This window comes from Saccharomonospora sp. CUA-673, from assembly GCF_001942305.1.
Lineage (GTDB): Bacteria > Actinomycetota > Actinomycetes > Mycobacteriales > Pseudonocardiaceae > Prauserella.
Genome location: NZ_MKKE01000022.1, coordinates 266,691 through 282,255 on the forward strand (window position 1 = coordinate 266,691; position 15,565 = coordinate 282,255).

General features: G+C 70.1%; 15 protein-coding genes and 1 pseudogene. 5 read left to right on the forward strand and 11 right to left on the reverse strand.

Going from position 1 to position 15,565, the window contains the following annotated elements; translation table 11 throughout:
* The first annotated feature begins 130 nt into the window (after nucleotides 1–130).
* The 3 genes from BJF85_RS12495 to BJF85_RS12505 all read left to right on the forward strand — a co-directional run bounded on the left by BJF85_RS12495 (nucleotide 131) and on the right by BJF85_RS12505 (nucleotide 3,560).
* Nucleotides 131–1,426: an acyl-CoA dehydrogenase family protein gene (locus BJF85_RS12495; protein WP_187346909.1), complete on the forward strand. Its 1,296-nt coding sequence runs from the start codon at nucleotides 131–133 to the stop codon at nucleotides 1,424–1,426.
* 26 nt (nucleotides 1,427–1,452) lie between these two features.
* Nucleotides 1,453–2,661: an acyl-CoA dehydrogenase family protein gene (locus BJF85_RS12500; RefSeq protein WP_075847491.1), complete on the forward strand. Its 1,209-nt coding sequence runs from the start codon at nucleotides 1,453–1,455 to the stop codon at nucleotides 2,659–2,661.
* A gap of 248 nt (nucleotides 2,662–2,909) precedes the next feature.
* Nucleotides 2,910–3,560 carry an NAD(P)-dependent oxidoreductase gene (locus BJF85_RS12505; protein WP_075847493.1) on the forward strand — a complete coding sequence of 217 codons (651 nt, stop codon included), beginning with the start codon at nucleotides 2,910–2,912 and terminating at the stop codon, nucleotides 3,558–3,560.
* Nucleotides 3,561–3,578: 18 nt separating this feature from the next.
* On the opposite strand, the pseudogene BJF85_RS12510 reads toward BJF85_RS12505, so the two are convergent.
* Nucleotides 3,579–4,504 (reverse strand): annotated as a pseudogene (locus BJF85_RS12510) (NADP-dependent oxidoreductase).
* A 127-nt stretch (nucleotides 4,505–4,631) separates the two neighbouring features.
* On the opposite strand from BJF85_RS12510, the gene BJF85_RS12515 reads away from it, so the two are divergent.
* Entirely contained in the window at nucleotides 4,632–5,714 is a 1,083-nt protein-coding gene (locus tag BJF85_RS12515) for an LLM class flavin-dependent oxidoreductase (protein WP_075847495.1), read from the forward strand.
* Between the two features lie 7 nt (nucleotides 5,715–5,721).
* Here BJF85_RS12515 and BJF85_RS12520 read toward each other — a convergent pair whose 3' ends face one another.
* From BJF85_RS12520 to BJF85_RS12565, 10 genes are read right to left on the reverse strand one after another with little or no spacing between them, the layout of a single operon-like run.
* Nucleotides 5,722–6,906, reverse strand: coding sequence for an MmgE/PrpD family protein (locus tag BJF85_RS12520; protein ID WP_075847497.1), 1,185 nt, complete (start codon nucleotides 6,904–6,906; stop codon nucleotides 5,722–5,724).
* Nucleotides 6,903–8,210: a TRAP transporter large permease gene (locus tag BJF85_RS12525; protein ID WP_222844545.1), complete on the reverse strand. Its 1,308-nt coding sequence runs from the start codon at nucleotides 8,208–8,210 to the stop codon at nucleotides 6,903–6,905. Before BJF85_RS12525 ends, BJF85_RS12520 begins: the two co-directional genes overlap by 4 nt.
* Before the next feature lie 6 nt (nucleotides 8,211–8,216).
* Nucleotides 8,217–8,774 (reverse strand): TRAP transporter small permease, encoded by a 558-nt coding sequence (locus tag BJF85_RS12530; RefSeq protein ID WP_139320600.1) that lies wholly within the window; start codon nucleotides 8,772–8,774, stop codon nucleotides 8,217–8,219.
* Nucleotides 8,775–8,779: 5 nt separating this feature from the next.
* Nucleotides 8,780–9,799 (reverse strand): TRAP transporter substrate-binding protein, encoded by a 1,020-nt coding sequence (locus tag BJF85_RS12535; protein ID WP_075847598.1) that lies wholly within the window; start codon nucleotides 9,797–9,799, stop codon nucleotides 8,780–8,782.
* A gap of 5 nt (nucleotides 9,800–9,804) precedes the next feature.
* Nucleotides 9,805–10,158, reverse strand: coding sequence for a hypothetical protein (locus BJF85_RS28000; RefSeq protein ID WP_158056931.1), 354 nt, complete (start codon nucleotides 10,156–10,158; stop codon nucleotides 9,805–9,807).
* The gene (locus BJF85_RS12545; protein WP_158056933.1) at nucleotides 10,155–10,841 is read right to left on the reverse strand and encodes an LLM class flavin-dependent oxidoreductase; all 687 of its coding nucleotides are present in this window, start codon (nucleotides 10,839–10,841) and stop codon (nucleotides 10,155–10,157) included. Before BJF85_RS12545 ends, BJF85_RS28000 begins: the two co-directional genes overlap by 4 nt.
* A gap of 30 nt (nucleotides 10,842–10,871) precedes the next feature.
* Nucleotides 10,872–12,029 (reverse strand): acyl-CoA dehydrogenase family protein, encoded by a 1,158-nt coding sequence (locus tag BJF85_RS12550; protein ID WP_075847505.1) that lies wholly within the window; start codon nucleotides 12,027–12,029, stop codon nucleotides 10,872–10,874.
* On the reverse strand, nucleotides 12,026–12,529 hold the full coding sequence (locus BJF85_RS12555; RefSeq protein ID WP_075847507.1) for a MaoC family dehydratase: 504 nt from the start codon (nucleotides 12,527–12,529) through the stop codon (nucleotides 12,026–12,028). The genes BJF85_RS12550 and BJF85_RS12555 overlap by 4 nt, the downstream gene beginning before the upstream one ends.
* A complete protein-coding gene (locus BJF85_RS12560; RefSeq protein ID WP_075847509.1) occupies nucleotides 12,529–13,707 on the reverse strand; it encodes a CaiB/BaiF CoA-transferase family protein in 1,179 nt (392 codons plus the stop codon). Before BJF85_RS12560 ends, BJF85_RS12555 begins: the two co-directional genes overlap by 1 nt.
* Nucleotides 13,704–14,561, reverse strand: coding sequence for a CoA ester lyase (locus tag BJF85_RS12565; RefSeq protein WP_075847511.1), 858 nt, complete (start codon nucleotides 14,559–14,561; stop codon nucleotides 13,704–13,706). The genes BJF85_RS12560 and BJF85_RS12565 overlap by 4 nt, the downstream gene beginning before the upstream one ends.
* Nucleotides 14,562–14,612: 51 nt before the next feature.
* On the opposite strand from BJF85_RS12565, the gene BJF85_RS12570 reads away from it, so the two are divergent.
* Complete coding sequence (locus BJF85_RS12570; protein WP_075847513.1) at nucleotides 14,613–15,392, forward strand: IclR family transcriptional regulator; 780 nt, start codon at nucleotides 14,613–14,615, stop codon at nucleotides 15,390–15,392.
* Nucleotides 15,393–15,565: the final 173 nt, after the last annotated feature.

A 15,565-nucleotide genomic window follows, 5' to 3' on the forward strand; every position in this document is an offset into this window, starting at 1 on the left:
GCCGCCGGGCACGGTCGAATCACCGGGACCCTACTGGCGAGTCGGCAGTGTTCGGGTTAACCTACTCGCGAGTAGGTAACCGAAGGGGACAACTGTGGCTCGACAGAATCCGCAGCAGGGGCGCGACGCCATGGGGCTCGGCCTCGCCGCGTTGAACCGGCTGGCAGGCAGCAAGCTGCTCGACCGCGCAGGACTGCGCAACCCGGTGGAGAGCATCGTCAAGCAGACGACGCGAACCGGGTTCCAGGCCGCGGGTGCGGCGAATCGGACGTTCAAGGCGGCGACGCGACTGCGTCAACCCGCCCGGTTGGAGAAGGCGCCCGAGGCGACCCTGTTCGACCTCGAGCCGACCGAAGAGCAGCAGATGATCGTCGAGACGGTCGGCGACTTCGCGGCCGAGCAGCTGCGGCCGGCCGCGGCCGAGGCCGACGACAAGCTCGCCCCGCCGGACGGCCTGCTGACGCGCGCCGCGGAGCTCGGCGTGACGCAGATCGGCATCCCCGAGGAGCTCGACGGCGTCGGCTCCGAGCGTTCGGTGGTCACAGGCGCGCTGGTCGCCGAGGCGCTGGCGCACGGCGACCTCGGCCTCGCCGTCGCCGTCCTCGCCCCGTCGGCCGTCAGCACGGCCCTGGTGCAGTGGGGCGATGCCGACCAGCAGGCGACGTACGTACCTGCGTTCGCGGGCGAGCACGTGCCCGCGGCGGCCCTCGTCCTGCAGGAGCACACGCCGCTGTTCGACCCGTTCGCCCCGCGGACGCGGGCCAAGCGCACCCCGAACGGCTACCGGCTGGACGGCGTCAAGGCGCTCGTCCCGCGCGGCGCTGACGCCGAGCTGTTCGTCGTCTCGGCCGACCTCGAGGGCCGTGGACCGGCGCTGTTCATCGTCGAATCGGGTACGTCGGGCGTGTCGGTCGAGGCCGAGCCTGCGATGGGCCTGCGCGGCGCGGCGACCACGAAGCTGGTCCTCGACAAGGTGAACCTGCCGGCCGGCGCGCTGCTGGGCGGCGGTGACCGCGAGACGTTCGCCGAGATCGTGCGCCTGTCGCGGATCGGCTGGGCCGCGCTCGCCTGCGGCACGGGCAAGGCCGTGCTGGACTACGTGATCCCGTACGTCAACGAGCGGGAGGCCTTCGGCGAGCCGATCAGCCACCGCCAGGGTGTGGCGTTCCAGGTCGCCGACATCGCGATCGAGCTGGAGAGCATGCGGCTGACGATGCTGCGGGCCGCCTCCCGCGCCGAGCAGGGCCGCTCCTACGCCCGCGAGGTGGCGTTGGCGCGGAAGTTGGCCACGGACAAGGGAATGCAGATCGGCAGCGCGGGCGTGCAGCTGCTCGGCGGGCACGGCTTCGTCAAGGAGCACCCGGTCGAGCGGTGGTACCGCGACCTGCGCGCCATCGGCGTCCTCGACGGCATCGTTCTGCTGTAGACCGGCATTCTGCGAAAGGGCTCATTGTGATCAACCTCGAGATCCCCAAGAAGGCCAGGACGCTGGTCAACCAGGCGCACCAGGCCGCGGCCGAGGTGTTCCGGCCGATCTCCCGCAAGTACGACCGCGCCGAGCACGCGTATCCGTCCGAACTGGACATGCTCGCCTCGCTGCTGGACGGCCTGAACTCCTCCGGCGAGGGCGGCGCGGGCGCGGCCGGCGTGCGCAAGTCCGAGGACGACAAGGACAAGGGCAACCGCAACGGCGGCAACCTGTCCACGGTCCTGGGCACGATCGAGATGTGCTGGGGCGACGTGGCGTTGCTGCTGTCCATGCCGCGGCAGGGCCTCGGCAACGCGGCCATCGCGTCGGTCGCCAACGACGAGCAGCTCGAGCGGTTCAAGGGCAAGTGGGCCGCCATGGCGATCACCGAACCGGGCTTCGGCTCGGACTCGGCCGCCGTGAGCGCGACCGCCGAGCTCGACGGCGACGAGTACGTGCTCAACGGCGAGAAGATCTTCGTCACCGCCGGCGAGCGCGCCGACTGCGTCGTCGTGTGGGCCACACTGGACAAGTCGAAGGGCCGCGCCGCGATCAAGTCGTTCGTGGTGGAGAAGGGCACGCCCGGCTTCGAGGTGGTGCGCCTCGAGCACAAGCTCGGCATCCGCGCCTCCGACACGGCCGTGCTTCGGTTCGACAACTGCCGCGTGCCGAAGGAGAACCTCCTCGGCAGCCCGGAGATCGACACCCAGAAGGGGTTCGCGGGGGTCATGCAGACCTTCGACAACACCCGTCCCCTGGTGGCCGCCATGGCCATCGGTGTCGCCCGCGCCGCCCTCGAGGAGACCAGGGAGGTGCTCGAGAAGGCGGGCGTCGAGATCGACTACGACAAGCCGGCCAACGCGCAGAGCGCCGCGGCCGCCACGTTCCTCGAGCTCGAGGCCGACTTCGAGGCCTCGTACCTGCTGACGCTCGAATCCGCGTGGATGGCCGACAACCGCAAGCCGAACTCGCTCGAGGCGTCCATGGCCAAGGCCAAGGCCGGACGGTCCGTTGTGGACATCACGCTCCGCTGCGTCGAGCTCGTCGGATCCTTCGGCTACACCGAGGAATCCATGCTGGAGAAGTGGAGCCGCGACTCGAAGATCCTCGACATCTTCGAGGGCACCCAGCAGATCCAGCAGCTCATCGTGGCCCGCCGCCTGCTCGGCAAGAGCTCGGCCGAACTGAAGTAACGAGACGTGCCGGCGGCCCGAGGGCCGCCGGCACGCCGTGTCCGCACCCCACGACGCCGTGTCAGCACCCCACGCGGGCGTGTCAGCACTTCACGTCGCCGTGTTGGCAATCCGCGTCGCCGTGTTGGCATTTCGCGGCGCCGTCGCGTGCCCGTCGATCGACTAGTACACCTTGACCACACCTGGTCGACAGCCTTACCGTCACGAGTAGGCAAGCTGTACCAGCTGCCGTCGAACGGGGGTCGGTTATGCACATCGTCGTGGCAGGGGCGTCGGGAGCGACCGGGCGACACGTGGTGGAACAGGCGGCACGTGCGGGACATCGGGTGACGGCGCTCGTGCGCGATCCCGGCCGCTACGACCCGCCCGACGCCGTGACGACGCTCCGGGCCGACGTCGCACGCGACCCCGCGATCCCCCTGCCTCCGGATACCGACGCGGTCATCTCGGCGCTCGGGAAACGGTCGCCGCGCGACCCGGAATCGACCTGCATGCTGGGGATCATCCACCTGGCCGCCGCCATGCGCGCGGTGGACACCCGGCGCATCGTGGTGACGTCTGCCCAGCCCGTACTGCGTTCCGGCGCCGGACTGAACGCGCTCGACCGGCACGTCCTGACGCCGCTGATCCGGTTGTGGGGCCGGCGGATCTACCCCGACCTGGAACGCATGGAGGCCTACCTGCACAGCCAGGGCGAGTATCTCGACTGGACCGTGCTCCGGCCCGGGTACCTGCGCGACGAGGACAAGCCCGGCACGTTCCGGCTCGAACTCGACCGGAACGTGCCGGGCAGCACCTTCCGCCCGGACCTCGCCGCCGCCCTGCTCGAGGTCACCGGCGACGAGTCGACGTACGGACGGACCTACGGCATCAGCAGCCGCACCCGGTCCGGCGTCTGATCCAGGGTCGGCCCACAGTCAGTCCACGGTCAGGACGAGCTTGCCGCGCACGCGGGCCGACTGGCTCTCCTGCCACGCCTGCGCGGCGTCCTCGAGCGGATAGGTCCGGTCGACGTGCACGCGAAGCTTGCCCTCGTCGGCGAGCCTGCCCAGGTCGGCCAGGTCGTCCGCGCTCGGCCGCACCCACACGAGCCGGCCGCCGGCCGACAGCGGTCCGTCGTCGACGATCGACGCCACCCGGGAGACGTCCGGCACGAGGGCCTTCGACACCGCGAGGGGCTCGTCACCGCCGACGAAGTCGACCGACGCGTCGACGCCGTCCGGTGCGAGTTCGCGCACCCGATCGGCCAGGCCGTCGCCGTAGCGACCGGCTCGGCGCCCAGTTCCCGCAGGAACTCGTGGTTGCGCTCGCTGGCCGTGCCGATGACGCGGGCGCCCCAGGCCTTGGCGATCTGCACGCCGAACGCGCCGACGCCGCCGGCCGCCGCGTGCACGAGGACCGTCTCACCCGAGGTGACGCCCACCCTGCGCAACGCCTGGTAGGCGGTCAGGCCGGCCAGCGGCACGCCCGCCGCCTGCGCCCGGTCCAGCGCCGCCGGCTTCGGCGCGATCAGCCGGACGTTCGCCGCCACGTACTCGGCGTAGGCGCCGAGCTGCACCGTGTCCTTGCGGATGTAGCCGAACACCTCGTCGCCGGGTGCGTACTCCTCGACGTCGAGGCCGACCGCCTCCACCACGCCCGAGACGTCCCAGCCGGGAATCAACGGCAGGTGCGTCTCCATGAGCGCGTCGAGGCCGCCCGTCGCGAGTTTCCAGTCGACCGGGTTGACGCCGGCCGCCTTCACCCGGATGAGGACCTCACCGGGTGCGACCTTGGGTTCGGGGTGTTCGGTGACGGACAGCTGCTCGGGTCCGCCGTACTGGTTGAGAACGATCGCCTTCATATCCCGCCCCAACGCATCACCCGCGGCGCCGCATTCCGACCCGGTCGCGGGGGTGCGGGAACAACCACACCGTCACTGCCGTTACAGTGATAGTTGAACGCGCAACTAACTCAGGCAGGTGGCAGCGATGCAGTTCGGGATCTTCACCGTCGGGGACGTCACCCCCGACCCGACCAACGGCACGACTCCGACCGAGAACGAGCGGATCAAGGCGATGGTGCGCATCGCCCTCAAGGCCGAGGAGGTCGGGCTCGACGTCGTCGCCACCGGCGAACACCACAACCCGCCCTTCGCGGCTCCCCCGAACCCGCCGGTGCTGCTGGCCAACATCGCGGCACAGACCGAGCGGATCATCCTCTCGACCGCGACGACCCTCATCACCACCAACGACCCGGTGCGCCTCGCCGAGGACTACGCCTACCTGCAGCACCTCGCCGACGGCCGCGTCGACCTGATGATGGGCCGCGGCAACACCGGCCCCGTGTACCCGTGGTTCGGCAAGGACATCCGCCAGGGCATCCCGCTGGCCCTCGAGAACTACGCACTGCTGCACAAGCTGTGGCGTGAGGACGTCGTCGACTGGGAGGGCAAGTTCCGCACCCCGCTGCAGAGCTTCACCGCCACGCCCCGCCCGCTCGACGGCGTGCCCCCGTTCGTCTGGCACGGCTCGATCCGCAGCCCCGAGCTCGCCGAACAGGCCGCCTACTACGGCGACGGCTTCTTCCACAACCACATCTTCTGGCCGTTCGAGCACACCCAGCGCATGGTCGAGTTCTACCGTCAGCGCTACGAGCACTACGGCCACGGCAGCGCCGACAAGGCGATCGTCGGCCTCGGCGGCCAGGTGTTCATGCGCAAGAACTCGCAGGACGCCGTCTCCGAGTTCCGGCCCTACTTCGACAACGCGCCGGTCTACGGCGGCGGCCCGTCGCTCGAGGAGTTCACCTCGCAGACCCCGCTGACCGTGGGCAGCCCGCAGCAGGTCATCGACCGCACACTGACCTTCCGCGACAACGTGGGCGACTACCAGCGCCAGCTGTTCCTCGTCGACCACGCGGGTCTGCCGCTCAAGACCGTCCTCGAGCAGCTCGACATGCTCGGCGAGGAGGTCGTGCCGGTGCTGCGCGAGGAGTTCGCCAAGAACCGCCCCGCCCACGTCCCCGACGCCCCCACCCACGAATCCCTCAGGGCCGCCAAGAACAACGGGTGAGGCTCGCTCAGCCGAAGCGGGACCGGAGCAGGTCGGCGGCGCCCGGCCAGTCGAGGTGCATGACGTCGTCGGCCCGCTCCGGCCCGGCGCACGCCGTGACCTTCGCGGCCAGTTCGGCCTCCGACGGCGGCGCGTCGGGATGACCGGGCGGGATCCGCAGCCGCGCGGTCTCCCGACCACCGCCGACGAGGGACGCGGTGATGGCGACATCCCCGGCGAGCAGGTCCGTCCCGCCGTCGTGGAGCTCCAGTTCCGTCCGCTCCACGAGCCGGCGTGCCTCCGGCCTGCGCACCGCCTCGTCGGTGAACGTGCGCAGCTCGGGGAACGCATCGAGCAGCGTCGCGGCGACGGCGTACTCCATGCTGAACTTGCCCTCCAGCCCGGTCTGCGGGTCGTGGTGGAGCAGCGGCGCCATCGCACCGGCCGGGGTCGTGACGGTCAGCCGATCGACGTCGGCGGCCCGCACCCCGCGGGCATGCAGCTCGCGAGCCGCGCCGATCGGGCGTTGCAACGCGTAGCAACACGGGTGCAGTTTCACCGCCAGCCCGGCCGGCACCGCGCCTCCGGCGACGTCGACCGTGCCCGAGCCGCGCACCAGCGAGAACCACTGCTCGACGGCCCCGGGGTCGGCACTCGCGCCCGCGGCAGCCAGGCGCGCGGCCCGCACGCCGGCCTCCACGGCGAAGCCGACCTGCAACGACTTGCCCGACGTCCCGAACGAACGGCGCACCCCGCCCGCCCCCGGCACGGCGAGCGCCATCGCGCGGGTCAGCCCCTCGGCGTCGAGGCCCATCGCGCTGCCGGCGGCCACGGCCGCGGCGGGCGCACCCGCCGTGCACGTCGCGTGCCATCCGGCCGCGTAGTGCTCCCAGCCCAGCGCGGCGCCGAGGCGGGCCATCACCCCGGCGCCCACGAGGTAGTCGCGTTCGCCACCGCCCGCGGCGAGCGCGGCCGTCACACACACGACGCTGACGTGGGAGGTCGAGGGCAGATGCACGTCGTCGAAGTCGAGCACGTGGCCGATCGCGCCCCAGCGCGCGGGTCCGGGCAGTTCCGCCGTGATTCCGACGATCGGGTCGTCCTCGGCCGCGAGGGCCACGGCGACGGTGTCCACCAGCGCGGTCCGGGCCACGCGGGCATCGGCCTCGGTCGGCCGATACCCGGCCGCCCACTCGGCGAGTTCGGTGATCATCCGAGCACCTCCGGCAGGAACGTCGCGATCTCGGGGAAGGCCACGACCGCGACGAGCACGAGCATCACGATCAGCAGGTACGGCAGGACTCCGCGGAAGATCTCCTTGAGGTCGAGTTGCGGCACGACCGATTTCATCGTGTACAGGTTCAGCCCGACCGGCGGCGTCATCACGGCCATCTCGAGGTTCACGACCAGCAGCACGCCGAACCACAGCGGATCGAACCCGAGCTCGACGATCGCCGGCACCAGGATCGGCGTGACGACGAGCAGCAGCGACGCCGCGTCCACGAGACACCCGAGCAGCACCAGCACGACCATGATCCCGGCGATCACGACGTACGGCGAGACGTCCAGTCCCACGACGAACGACGACACCGTCGCCGGAACGTCCGCGAGCACCAGCATCTGCGTGAACACGAACGCGGCACCGACGATCGCGAGGATCGTCGCCGACACCTGGACCGTCGACACGAAGATCCGCCGGCAGTTCGCCCAGGTCAGATTGCGGTACCACAGACCCGCGATCGCGAACGACAACAGCGCGCCCACGGCGGCCGCCTCCGTCGGCGTCGCGAACCCGCTGTAGATCGAGCCCAGCACGAGCGCGATCAACAGCAACGCCGGCAGGATCCGGCGGAGCGCGCGCATCCGCTCGCCCCAGGAGAACCGGTCCTCTCCGCGCGGGGCGTTGTGTGGCGCGAACTTCGCCCGCACCACCACGTACATCCCCATCAGCACCGCGAGCAGCAGGCCCGGGCCGATGCCGCCGGCGAACAGGGCCGCGACGTTCTCTCCGGTGATCGACGAGTACAGCAGGAACATCAGGCTCGGCGGGATCAGCATCGCCAGCGCACCCGACGCCACGACCGATCCCGAGGCGAACGAGGGTTTGTACCCGCGGTGGAGCATCTCCGGCACGGCCATCCGACCGATGACGGCGACCGACGAGATGCTCACGCCCGACATCGCGCCGAACACGGTGGACGACCCCACCGCGGACACGCCGAGACCGCCGGGCACCCGGTTGAACCAGCGGTACGCGGTGCGGAACAGATCACGGCCCGCGCCGCTCACGGCGAGGACCTCGCCGAGCAGGATGTACAGCGGCGCGGCGACCAACGTGTAGTTCTGCAACTGCGTGACGAGCGCGAGCGGCACGAGTTCCAGTTCGGCGAACCCGCCGATCAGCAGCAGTCCGACCACACCGGACAGACCGAGGGCCACGAAGATCGGCGCGCGGATCGCGATGAGCGCGACCAACAGCGCGACGGCCAGGACGACGGCAACGGCTTCAGGCAGCACGGCGGGTCACCTTCCTTCCGGACCGGCGTCGTCGGCCGCGGTCCTGGCCTCGCCGGGAACGGCGCTCGTCGGCCCGTCGTCGTCCGGCGCCGTAGGCGGGAACACCACGGCGGCGATCGCGAGCGTCGCCCCGGTCACCAGCAGTGCGGCATGAGCGACCCAGTTGGGGATGTTGAACGTGCCGGCGCCGGTCATCCCGCCCTCGACCGACACGATCAGCCCGCGTAGCGCCATCACCGCGAGCACGACTCCGAACACGACAGTCGCGGCCGCCGTCACCAGGTCGGAGGCCCTGCGCATACCGGGTCGCATCGAGCGATGGAGCAGGTCCATCGCGATGTGTTGGCGCCGCACGTAGAGGTACGGCAGGGCGAGCATGGTGCTGCCGAGCACGCCCATCGCGTTCAGCGGATACGCCCAGTCGGTCGGCGCGGCGAACGCGAACCGCATGAGGACGTCGTAGGTGATCGTCAGCATCATGCCGGCGATCGCCACCACCGACACCGACGCGAGGGCCAGTGAGAAGCGCCGCAACGCCAGGCGCAGACTGTCGAGCACGGCCATCGGGTTCACGCCCTTCCGATCAGTTCGGCGGCCCGTGCCGCGAGTCCCGCGTCACCGAGCATCGAGCGCCAGTGCCCGTACACGGGCTCGACGGCGCGGCGGAAGTCGGCGAGCTCGCGTTCGGACAGTTCGACGAGCTCGACGCCGGCATCGGTGATCGCCGGCAGGTAGTCCCGTTCGTGCACCTCGACCATCGCCGCGGTGCCGTCCGTGTAGATGCGGCGGCCTGCGCTGTCGAGCGCCTGCCGGGCCACGGCGGGAAGTCCGTCGTACCAGTCCTTGCGGCAGTAAGCGTCCACTGTGTACTGGCCGAACTTGGCCGCGGTGCCGTAGCGGACGATCTGCTGCAGATCGCGCGAGACGATCGTCCCGGGGTAGCTGATCATCCCGTCGATCGTGCCCCGTTCGAGCGCCTCGTAGACCTCGGACGAGCCCATGAAAACCGGAGCACCGCCGAGGGCCTTCACGGTAGCGCCCTCGATCTCGCCGGCGACCCGGATCCGCATGCCCGCCAGGTCCTCCGGCCTGCGGACCGGCGCACCGAGTGTCCACACGTACTCGAAGTCCGTCGGCATCCCGCCGAGGATGCGCACGTTCTGCCCGGCCAGCCACTCGTTGGTCAGGGCGAACAGCGGACCGTCCACGTCCACCGCGCGCCGGGACTTCTCGAAGTCGTTGGTGTGGAAGGGCAGTTGCATCGCGCCGAAGATCGGGTAGGTGGAGGTCACGTACGAGCTCGTCTGGAACGTCACGTCGGTGACGTCCATCTGCAGGCCCGGCAACAACTGCTCGGCCGAGAGCAACGTGCCCGAGTCGAACATCTCGAACGACAGCTCTCCCGCCGAGCGGTTCGTGGCCGTCTCCATGAACATCTCTATGCCCGGGTACAGATCGTCGTAGGACGGCGGGATGTAGGTGGTCGCGCGGTACGTCGGTCCGGCACCCTCGCTGCTGCGCGCGCAGCCCGCGAGTCCGGCGGCGGCCGCGCCCGCGAGCGCCGCCGACAGCACCTGCCTTCTCGTCATGGCGTTCACGACGCACCCCCGGTTCCGCCGAGCTCGGCGATGATCCCGCTGAGCCGGCGCAGGCTCGCCAGCACTCGCTCCTGCGGCATGCCCGGCCATTGCGGACGCAGCAGGATGTTCGCGGGGCCGACGTCGGCGATCAGTTCGCGCAGCTGCGACCGGCAACCGTCGGCGTCGCCCAGGATGAAACGCCCCTGGCGCAACTGCTCGAACTCCCGGTCGAAGCTCTGCGACTCCGGCAGGATCGCGTCCTGCCCCCATTCGCGGTAGGCCGCGTACTTCAGCGTGAGCGCGTCCTTGACGTCGGCGATCGCCGAGGACTCCGTGTCGCCGACGTACACCTCCTGCAGCACGTTCACCTCGGCGTCGGTGCGCCCGTGCTCGGCGCACGCCTCACGGAAGAACCGCACCTGGCCGGCCAGATAGTCCTTGTCGACGTGGGCGGCGGCCGCGACCCACGGCATCCCCATGCGGGCGGTGCGGCGCAGCGCGCGTCGGTGTGTCCCGCCAACCAGATCGGCGGGTGCGGCTCCTGCACGGGCCGCAGCGCCGGCCGCACGCGGTCGAGCTTCACGGCTGCGTTCTCGAACGACACCTCCTCGTCGGTCCACAGTCGACGGACGACGGACAGGTTGTCGAGGAACCGCCGCAGCCGTTCGTCGCGGGGGACGCCGAACGCGTCGAACTCGACGTCGCGGTAACCTAGTCCGGCACCGACGACGAGCCGGCCGCCGCTCATGATGTCGATCGTGGCAAGCTCCTCGGCCAGGTCGACCGGATTGCCGAGTGCCATGAGCGTGATCGCCGTGCCGATCCGCATGTCACCGGATTCGGGAATCACCCGGGACAGCACCGCCAACGGATGCAGGTACTGGAACGGCGCGGCCAGATAGTGCTGGGTCACCCAGGTCGAGTCGAATCCGTTGTCGCGCGCGAAACGCACCTGCTCTATCTGCTCGGCGAAGCGCGCGTTCGGATCGTCACCCCGGGGAAACTGACTGCACAGCACGAGACCGAAGCGGGGACCGCATGTCGTGGACACCGTGGACACCATTGTCCTTTCAGGGGAGAGTCAGAAGGATCGAGGCATTCCCAATACGTGCTCGGCGAGGTAGGACAGGATCAGGTTCGTGGAGATCGGCGCCACCTGGTACAGGCGCGTCTCGCGGAACTTGCGTTCGACGTCGTACTCGGCGGTGAACCCGTAACCGCCGTGGGTCTGCAGCGCCGCATTGGCCGCCTCCCACGAGGCCTCGGACGCGAGCATCTTGGCCATGTTCGCCTCGGCACCGCAGAACGTGCCGGCGTCGAACAGGTCGCACGCCTTCCAGCGCATGAGGTCGGCGGCCTCGACGTTGGCGTAGGCGCGGGCGATCGGGAACTGCACGCCCTGGTTCTGCCCGATGGGACGGTCGAACACCACCCGCTCGGTGGCGTACTTCGCGGCCCTGCGCACGAACCAGCGGCCGTCCCCGATGCATTCCGAGGCGACGAGGATGCGTTCGGCGTTCATCCCGTCGAGCACGTACCGGAACCCGCGCCCCTCCTCACCGACGAGGCTGTCGGCAGGGATGTGCACGTCGTTGAAGAACACCTCGTTGGTCTCGTGGTTGACCATCGTCCGCAGTGGACGGGCGTCGATCCCCTCGGCCTCGCGCAGGTCGACGAGGAACAGGGAGATGCCGTCGGACCGCTTCGCCACCTGGTCGCGCGGGGTGGTTCGCGCCAGCAGCAGCATCAGGTCCGAGTGCTGCAACCGCGAGGTGAACACCTTCTGGCCGTTCACGACGTAGCCTCCGGCGACGGGTTTGGCCGTCGTGCGGATGCTGGTGGTGTCGGTGCCGGCCGTCGGCTCGGTGATGCCGAAGGCCTGCAGGCGCAGCTCCCCCGACGCGATCGCAGGCAGGTATCGGCGCTTCTGCTCGTCGCTACCGTGCCGCAGCACCGAACCCATCGTGTACAGCTGGGCGTGCACCGCGGCCGCGTTGCCGCCGTTCGCGTGGATCTGCTCCAACAGCACCGAGGCGTCGCCGATGCCGACGCCGAGTCCGCCGTAGTCCTCCGGTACGAGCGCGCCGAGACAGCCGGTCGTGGTCAGGGCGTCGACGAACTCCTCCGGATACCTGCGCCGGTCGTCGACGTCGCGCCAGTACTCGTCCGGGTAGTCGGCGCAGATCCGGTCGATGAGCCCTCGAAGGTCGCGCCGCAGATCGCTTTCCGTTGTGGTCACTGTTGATCCCCTCGGGTCCGGTCGGCGCGCGGGCCGTGGCCGTGTTTGTAGACCATCGCGCTGCGCACGTACTCGATGACCGTCTCGCCGGTCTGCTTGGATCCGGTCGTGCGGACCGTGACGATGCCGAGCCCCGGTCGCGAGGCCGACTCCCGGGTGGACAACACCTCGGAGCGCGAATGGATCGTGTCGCCCTCGAACACCGGGTTGGGCAACGTGATGTCGGTCCAGCCGAGGTTGGCGTACACGTTCTGGGAGATGTCGGTGACGCTCTGGCCCGCCACGAGGGCCAGCGTGAACGTCGAGTTGACCAACGGCTGACCGAACTCGGTGCGCTTGGCGTACTCGTGGTCGAAGTGCAGCGGCGCCGTGTTCTGCGTGAGCAGGGTGAACCAGATGTTGTCGGTCGTGGTCACCGTGCGGCCGAGCGGATGCTCGAAGACGTCGCCGACGACGAAGTCCTCGAAGAATCGCCCCTGCCATCCCGTGTGGACGGTCATCACTGTCCTTCCCGTAGTGCGGACGTCTGCGGTACCGCCAACTCGGCGAGCACCGCATCCGTGTGCTGCCCGAGTGCGGGCACGCCGGCACGGTCCGGCGCACGCCCGCCCGGTGTTCCCGTGGGGCGGAGCGTGCGGACCGTCGAGTCCGGGATCGGCGTCTCGACCCACCGGTCCGGCGCGGCGACCTCGGCGTGGTTCGGCAGGTCACCGACGGGGGTCAAGCGGCTCCACGCGATGGCCGCCGCGTCGAGGCGTTCGACCAGCTCGTCCGAGGAGTACCGGACGAACCCGGCCGCCACCGCGGCGTCGAGCTCCGTCCGATGGGCGGCACGAGCGGCGTTCGAGGCGAAACGCGGATCCGTCGTGAGATCCGGATCGCCGAGGACGTCGGAACACAGCCGTGCCCATTCGCGTTCGTTCTGCACGGCGAGCATCACCGACACCCCGTCGCCCGCCCGGAACGCCCCGTACGGCGCGATGTTCGGATGCGCCGTACCCATCGGCTCGGGCCACTGCCCGCCGTGCATGGCGAAGTACAGCGGATAGGCCATCCACTCCAGCAACGAGTCGAACAGCGACACCTCCACCGGCAGCACCTCACCGAAGCGGTCACGGTGCCGCAGCGCGGCGAGAACGCCGCTGGTCGCCTGCATGCCGGCCGCGATGTCGGCGATCGACGACCCGGTCTTCGCGGGCGCGCCCGGTGATCCGGTGATCGACATGTGCCCGGCCTCCGCCTGGATCAGCGCGTCGTAGGCCTTGCGCGTCTCGTTCGGACCGCCCGTGCGGTACCCGGACACGAAACACGCGATCAGGTCCGGATGGTCGGCGCGGAGTTCGTCGACGGTCAGGCCCATCCGCCTACGGGCGGACGGCGCGAGGTTGGACACCACGACGTCACTGCGGTCCAACAGTGCGTGCAGGGTCGTCAGGCCCGCCGCGGACTTCAGGTCGAGCTGCACGGACTCCTTACCGCGGTTCAGCCAGACGAAGATGCTGGACATGCCCTCGACGACGTGGTCGTAGCCGCGGGCGAAGTCACCGCCGTCGGGCCGTTCGATCTTGATCACCCGCGCGCCGAGGTCGGCGAGGTTGCGCGTGGCGAGCGGTGCGGCCACCGCCTGTTCGAGGGCGGTGACGACGAGTCCGTCCAGGGGCAGCGGCGATCCGGTCATGACAACACCTCCGCGGCGTCGAGTCCGAGCAACCCGGCCGCCCGCACGACCACGGGCCGGTCGACGAACGTGCCGTCCGGCAGCCGGAGCGCACCGGTGCCGTCGCCGGCCCGGTACGCGGCGAGGACCTCGCGCGCCCGGTCGAGTTCCGCCTGCGTCGGCGCGAACGCCGCGCGCACGGTGTCGATCTGCTTGGGGTGCAGAACGACCTTGCCCGTGAAACCGAGTTCGCGGGCGGCGGCCGCACCTCGCGCGAGACCGTCCAGGTCGTCGATGGACGGATGCGGGCCGTCGATCGGCCCGGGGATTCCGGCCGCGGCGCACGCCAGGACGGTCTGCGACCGTGCGTGCAACAACTCGCGGCCGTCCGCGCTCGGCGTCACCCCGAGTTCGGCGGCCAGGTCGAACGATCCGAACAGGATTGCGTTCACCCGGGGATGTGCCGCGATCTCCCGGGCTGCGAACACGCCGCTTGCGCCTTCGACGATCGCGGCGACGGGCAGCTCGTCGGGCACCGCCGCCACGTCCTCGGGTTCCTCGACCTTGGGGACGAGCACACCGTCGAGCACGCCGGCCAGCTGCCGAACGGCGGCGAGGTCCCCGTCCGCCCACTCGGTGCCGGATGCGTTGATACGGACGACGGTGGACGGGCGCTCCGCCGACGTCACCGCCGCGAGCGTCTCGACGACCAGCTCCCTGGCCCGCTGCTTGCGGGCAGGGTCGACGGCGTCCTCGAGGTCCACGACAACGGTGTCGGCCCCGCTGGCCAGTGCCTTCCCGATGCGATCTGCGCGATCACCCGGGACGAACAACACTGTTCCGGTTATTGGCACACGTTCCTGTCTTTGGAACATGGCTGATAGGCTGCGTGACCTGAGCCACACCTGTCAAGGGGGAGTCCGAACATGACCACCGAACCGGAAACGGGAACCCGGGCCGCACTGACCGCATTACGCGTACTGGAAACCGTCTCGACCCTGCAGCCCGCCGGCGTCACCGCCGTCGCCCGCGCCGCCGACATCCCGAAAAGCTCGGCCCAGCGCTACCTCCACACCCTCAAGGAAGCAGGCTGGATCGCACCACTACACGGCGACAAGGCGCGCTGGGCCCTCACCGGCAAGGCACTGACCGTCGGCCTCCGCGCCTCCGACGACGTCGGCCTCCGCGAAGTCGCCCGCGACACCATGGAACGACTCCGCGACGACACCGCCGAGACCATCCACCTCTCCAGCTTCACCGACACCGCAACGAACCCCGACGAAGCACTGGTCATCGTCGACCGACTCGACAGCATGCAACCCGTGCGCACCTGGGTCCGCCTCGGCACCGCAGCCCCCCTGCACGCCAGCTGCAGCGGCCGCGCCGTCCTCGCCGCCCTCGACGACGACGAAGCCCGCGCCTGGCTCGCCGAACCCCTGCAGCAATACTCCGACCACACCCTCGCGACCGTCGACGACGTCCTCGCCGACCTCGCGACCATCCGACGAACCGGGTACTCCACCGTCGCCAGCGGATGGCGCCACGGCGTCGGCGCCGTCGGCGCCGCCATCGTCGACCGACACGGCCGGCCCGTCGGCGCACTCGCCGTCTCCATGCCCGAGCAGCGGTACTCCCCCGACCGTGCTGCCGAGTTCGGACCCCTCGTCGCCCACGCCGCACGGGAGGTCAGCGACGCCTTGGCGTAGGGGTGGCGTGTTGGCATCCAGGGGCGCCGTGTTGGCGTTTCTCGTCGCGGTTTTGTTGATTTGGGGTTGGGGTGCTCGCCGGCGGGCAGGTCTCCGGGATGGTGGGGCGGCTTTGCCGCTGGCGAAGTGGCATCCCTCGACCTCTCGTTTTCGTTTATCACACTGCAGTCAGC

Coding starts and splice junctions, on each gene's coding strand:
- BJF85_RS12495 (WP_187346909.1), top strand. CDS start 131: ATGGGGCTCGGCCTCGCCGCGTTGAACCGGCTGGCAGGCAGCAAGCTG.
- BJF85_RS12505 (WP_075847493.1), top strand. CDS start 2,910: ATGCACATCGTCGTGGCAGGGGCGTCGGGAGCGACCGGGCGACACGTG.
- BJF85_RS12515 (WP_075847495.1), top strand. CDS start 4,632: ATGCAGTTCGGGATCTTCACCGTCGGGGACGTCACCCCCGACCCGACC.
- BJF85_RS12520 (WP_075847497.1), bottom strand. CDS start 6,906: ATGATCACCGAACTCGCCGAGTGGGCGGCCGGGTATCGGCCGACCGAG.
- BJF85_RS12530 (WP_139320600.1), bottom strand. CDS start 8,774: ATGGCCGTGCTCGACAGTCTGCGCCTGGCGTTGCGGCGCTTCTCACTG.
- BJF85_RS12535 (WP_075847598.1), bottom strand. CDS start 9,799: ATGACGAGAAGGCAGGTGCTGTCGGCGGCGCTCGCGGGCGCGGCCGCC.
- BJF85_RS12555 (WP_075847507.1), bottom strand. CDS start 12,529: ATGACCGTCCACACGGGATGGCAGGGGCGATTCTTCGAGGACTTCGTC.
- BJF85_RS12560 (WP_075847509.1), bottom strand. CDS start 13,707: ATGACCGGATCGCCGCTGCCCCTGGACGGACTCGTCGTCACCGCCCTC.
- BJF85_RS12565 (WP_075847511.1), bottom strand. CDS start 14,561: ATGTTCCAAAGACAGGAACGTGTGCCAATAACCGGAACAGTGTTGTTC.
- BJF85_RS12570 (WP_075847513.1), top strand. CDS start 14,613: ATGACCACCGAACCGGAAACGGGAACCCGGGCCGCACTGACCGCATTA.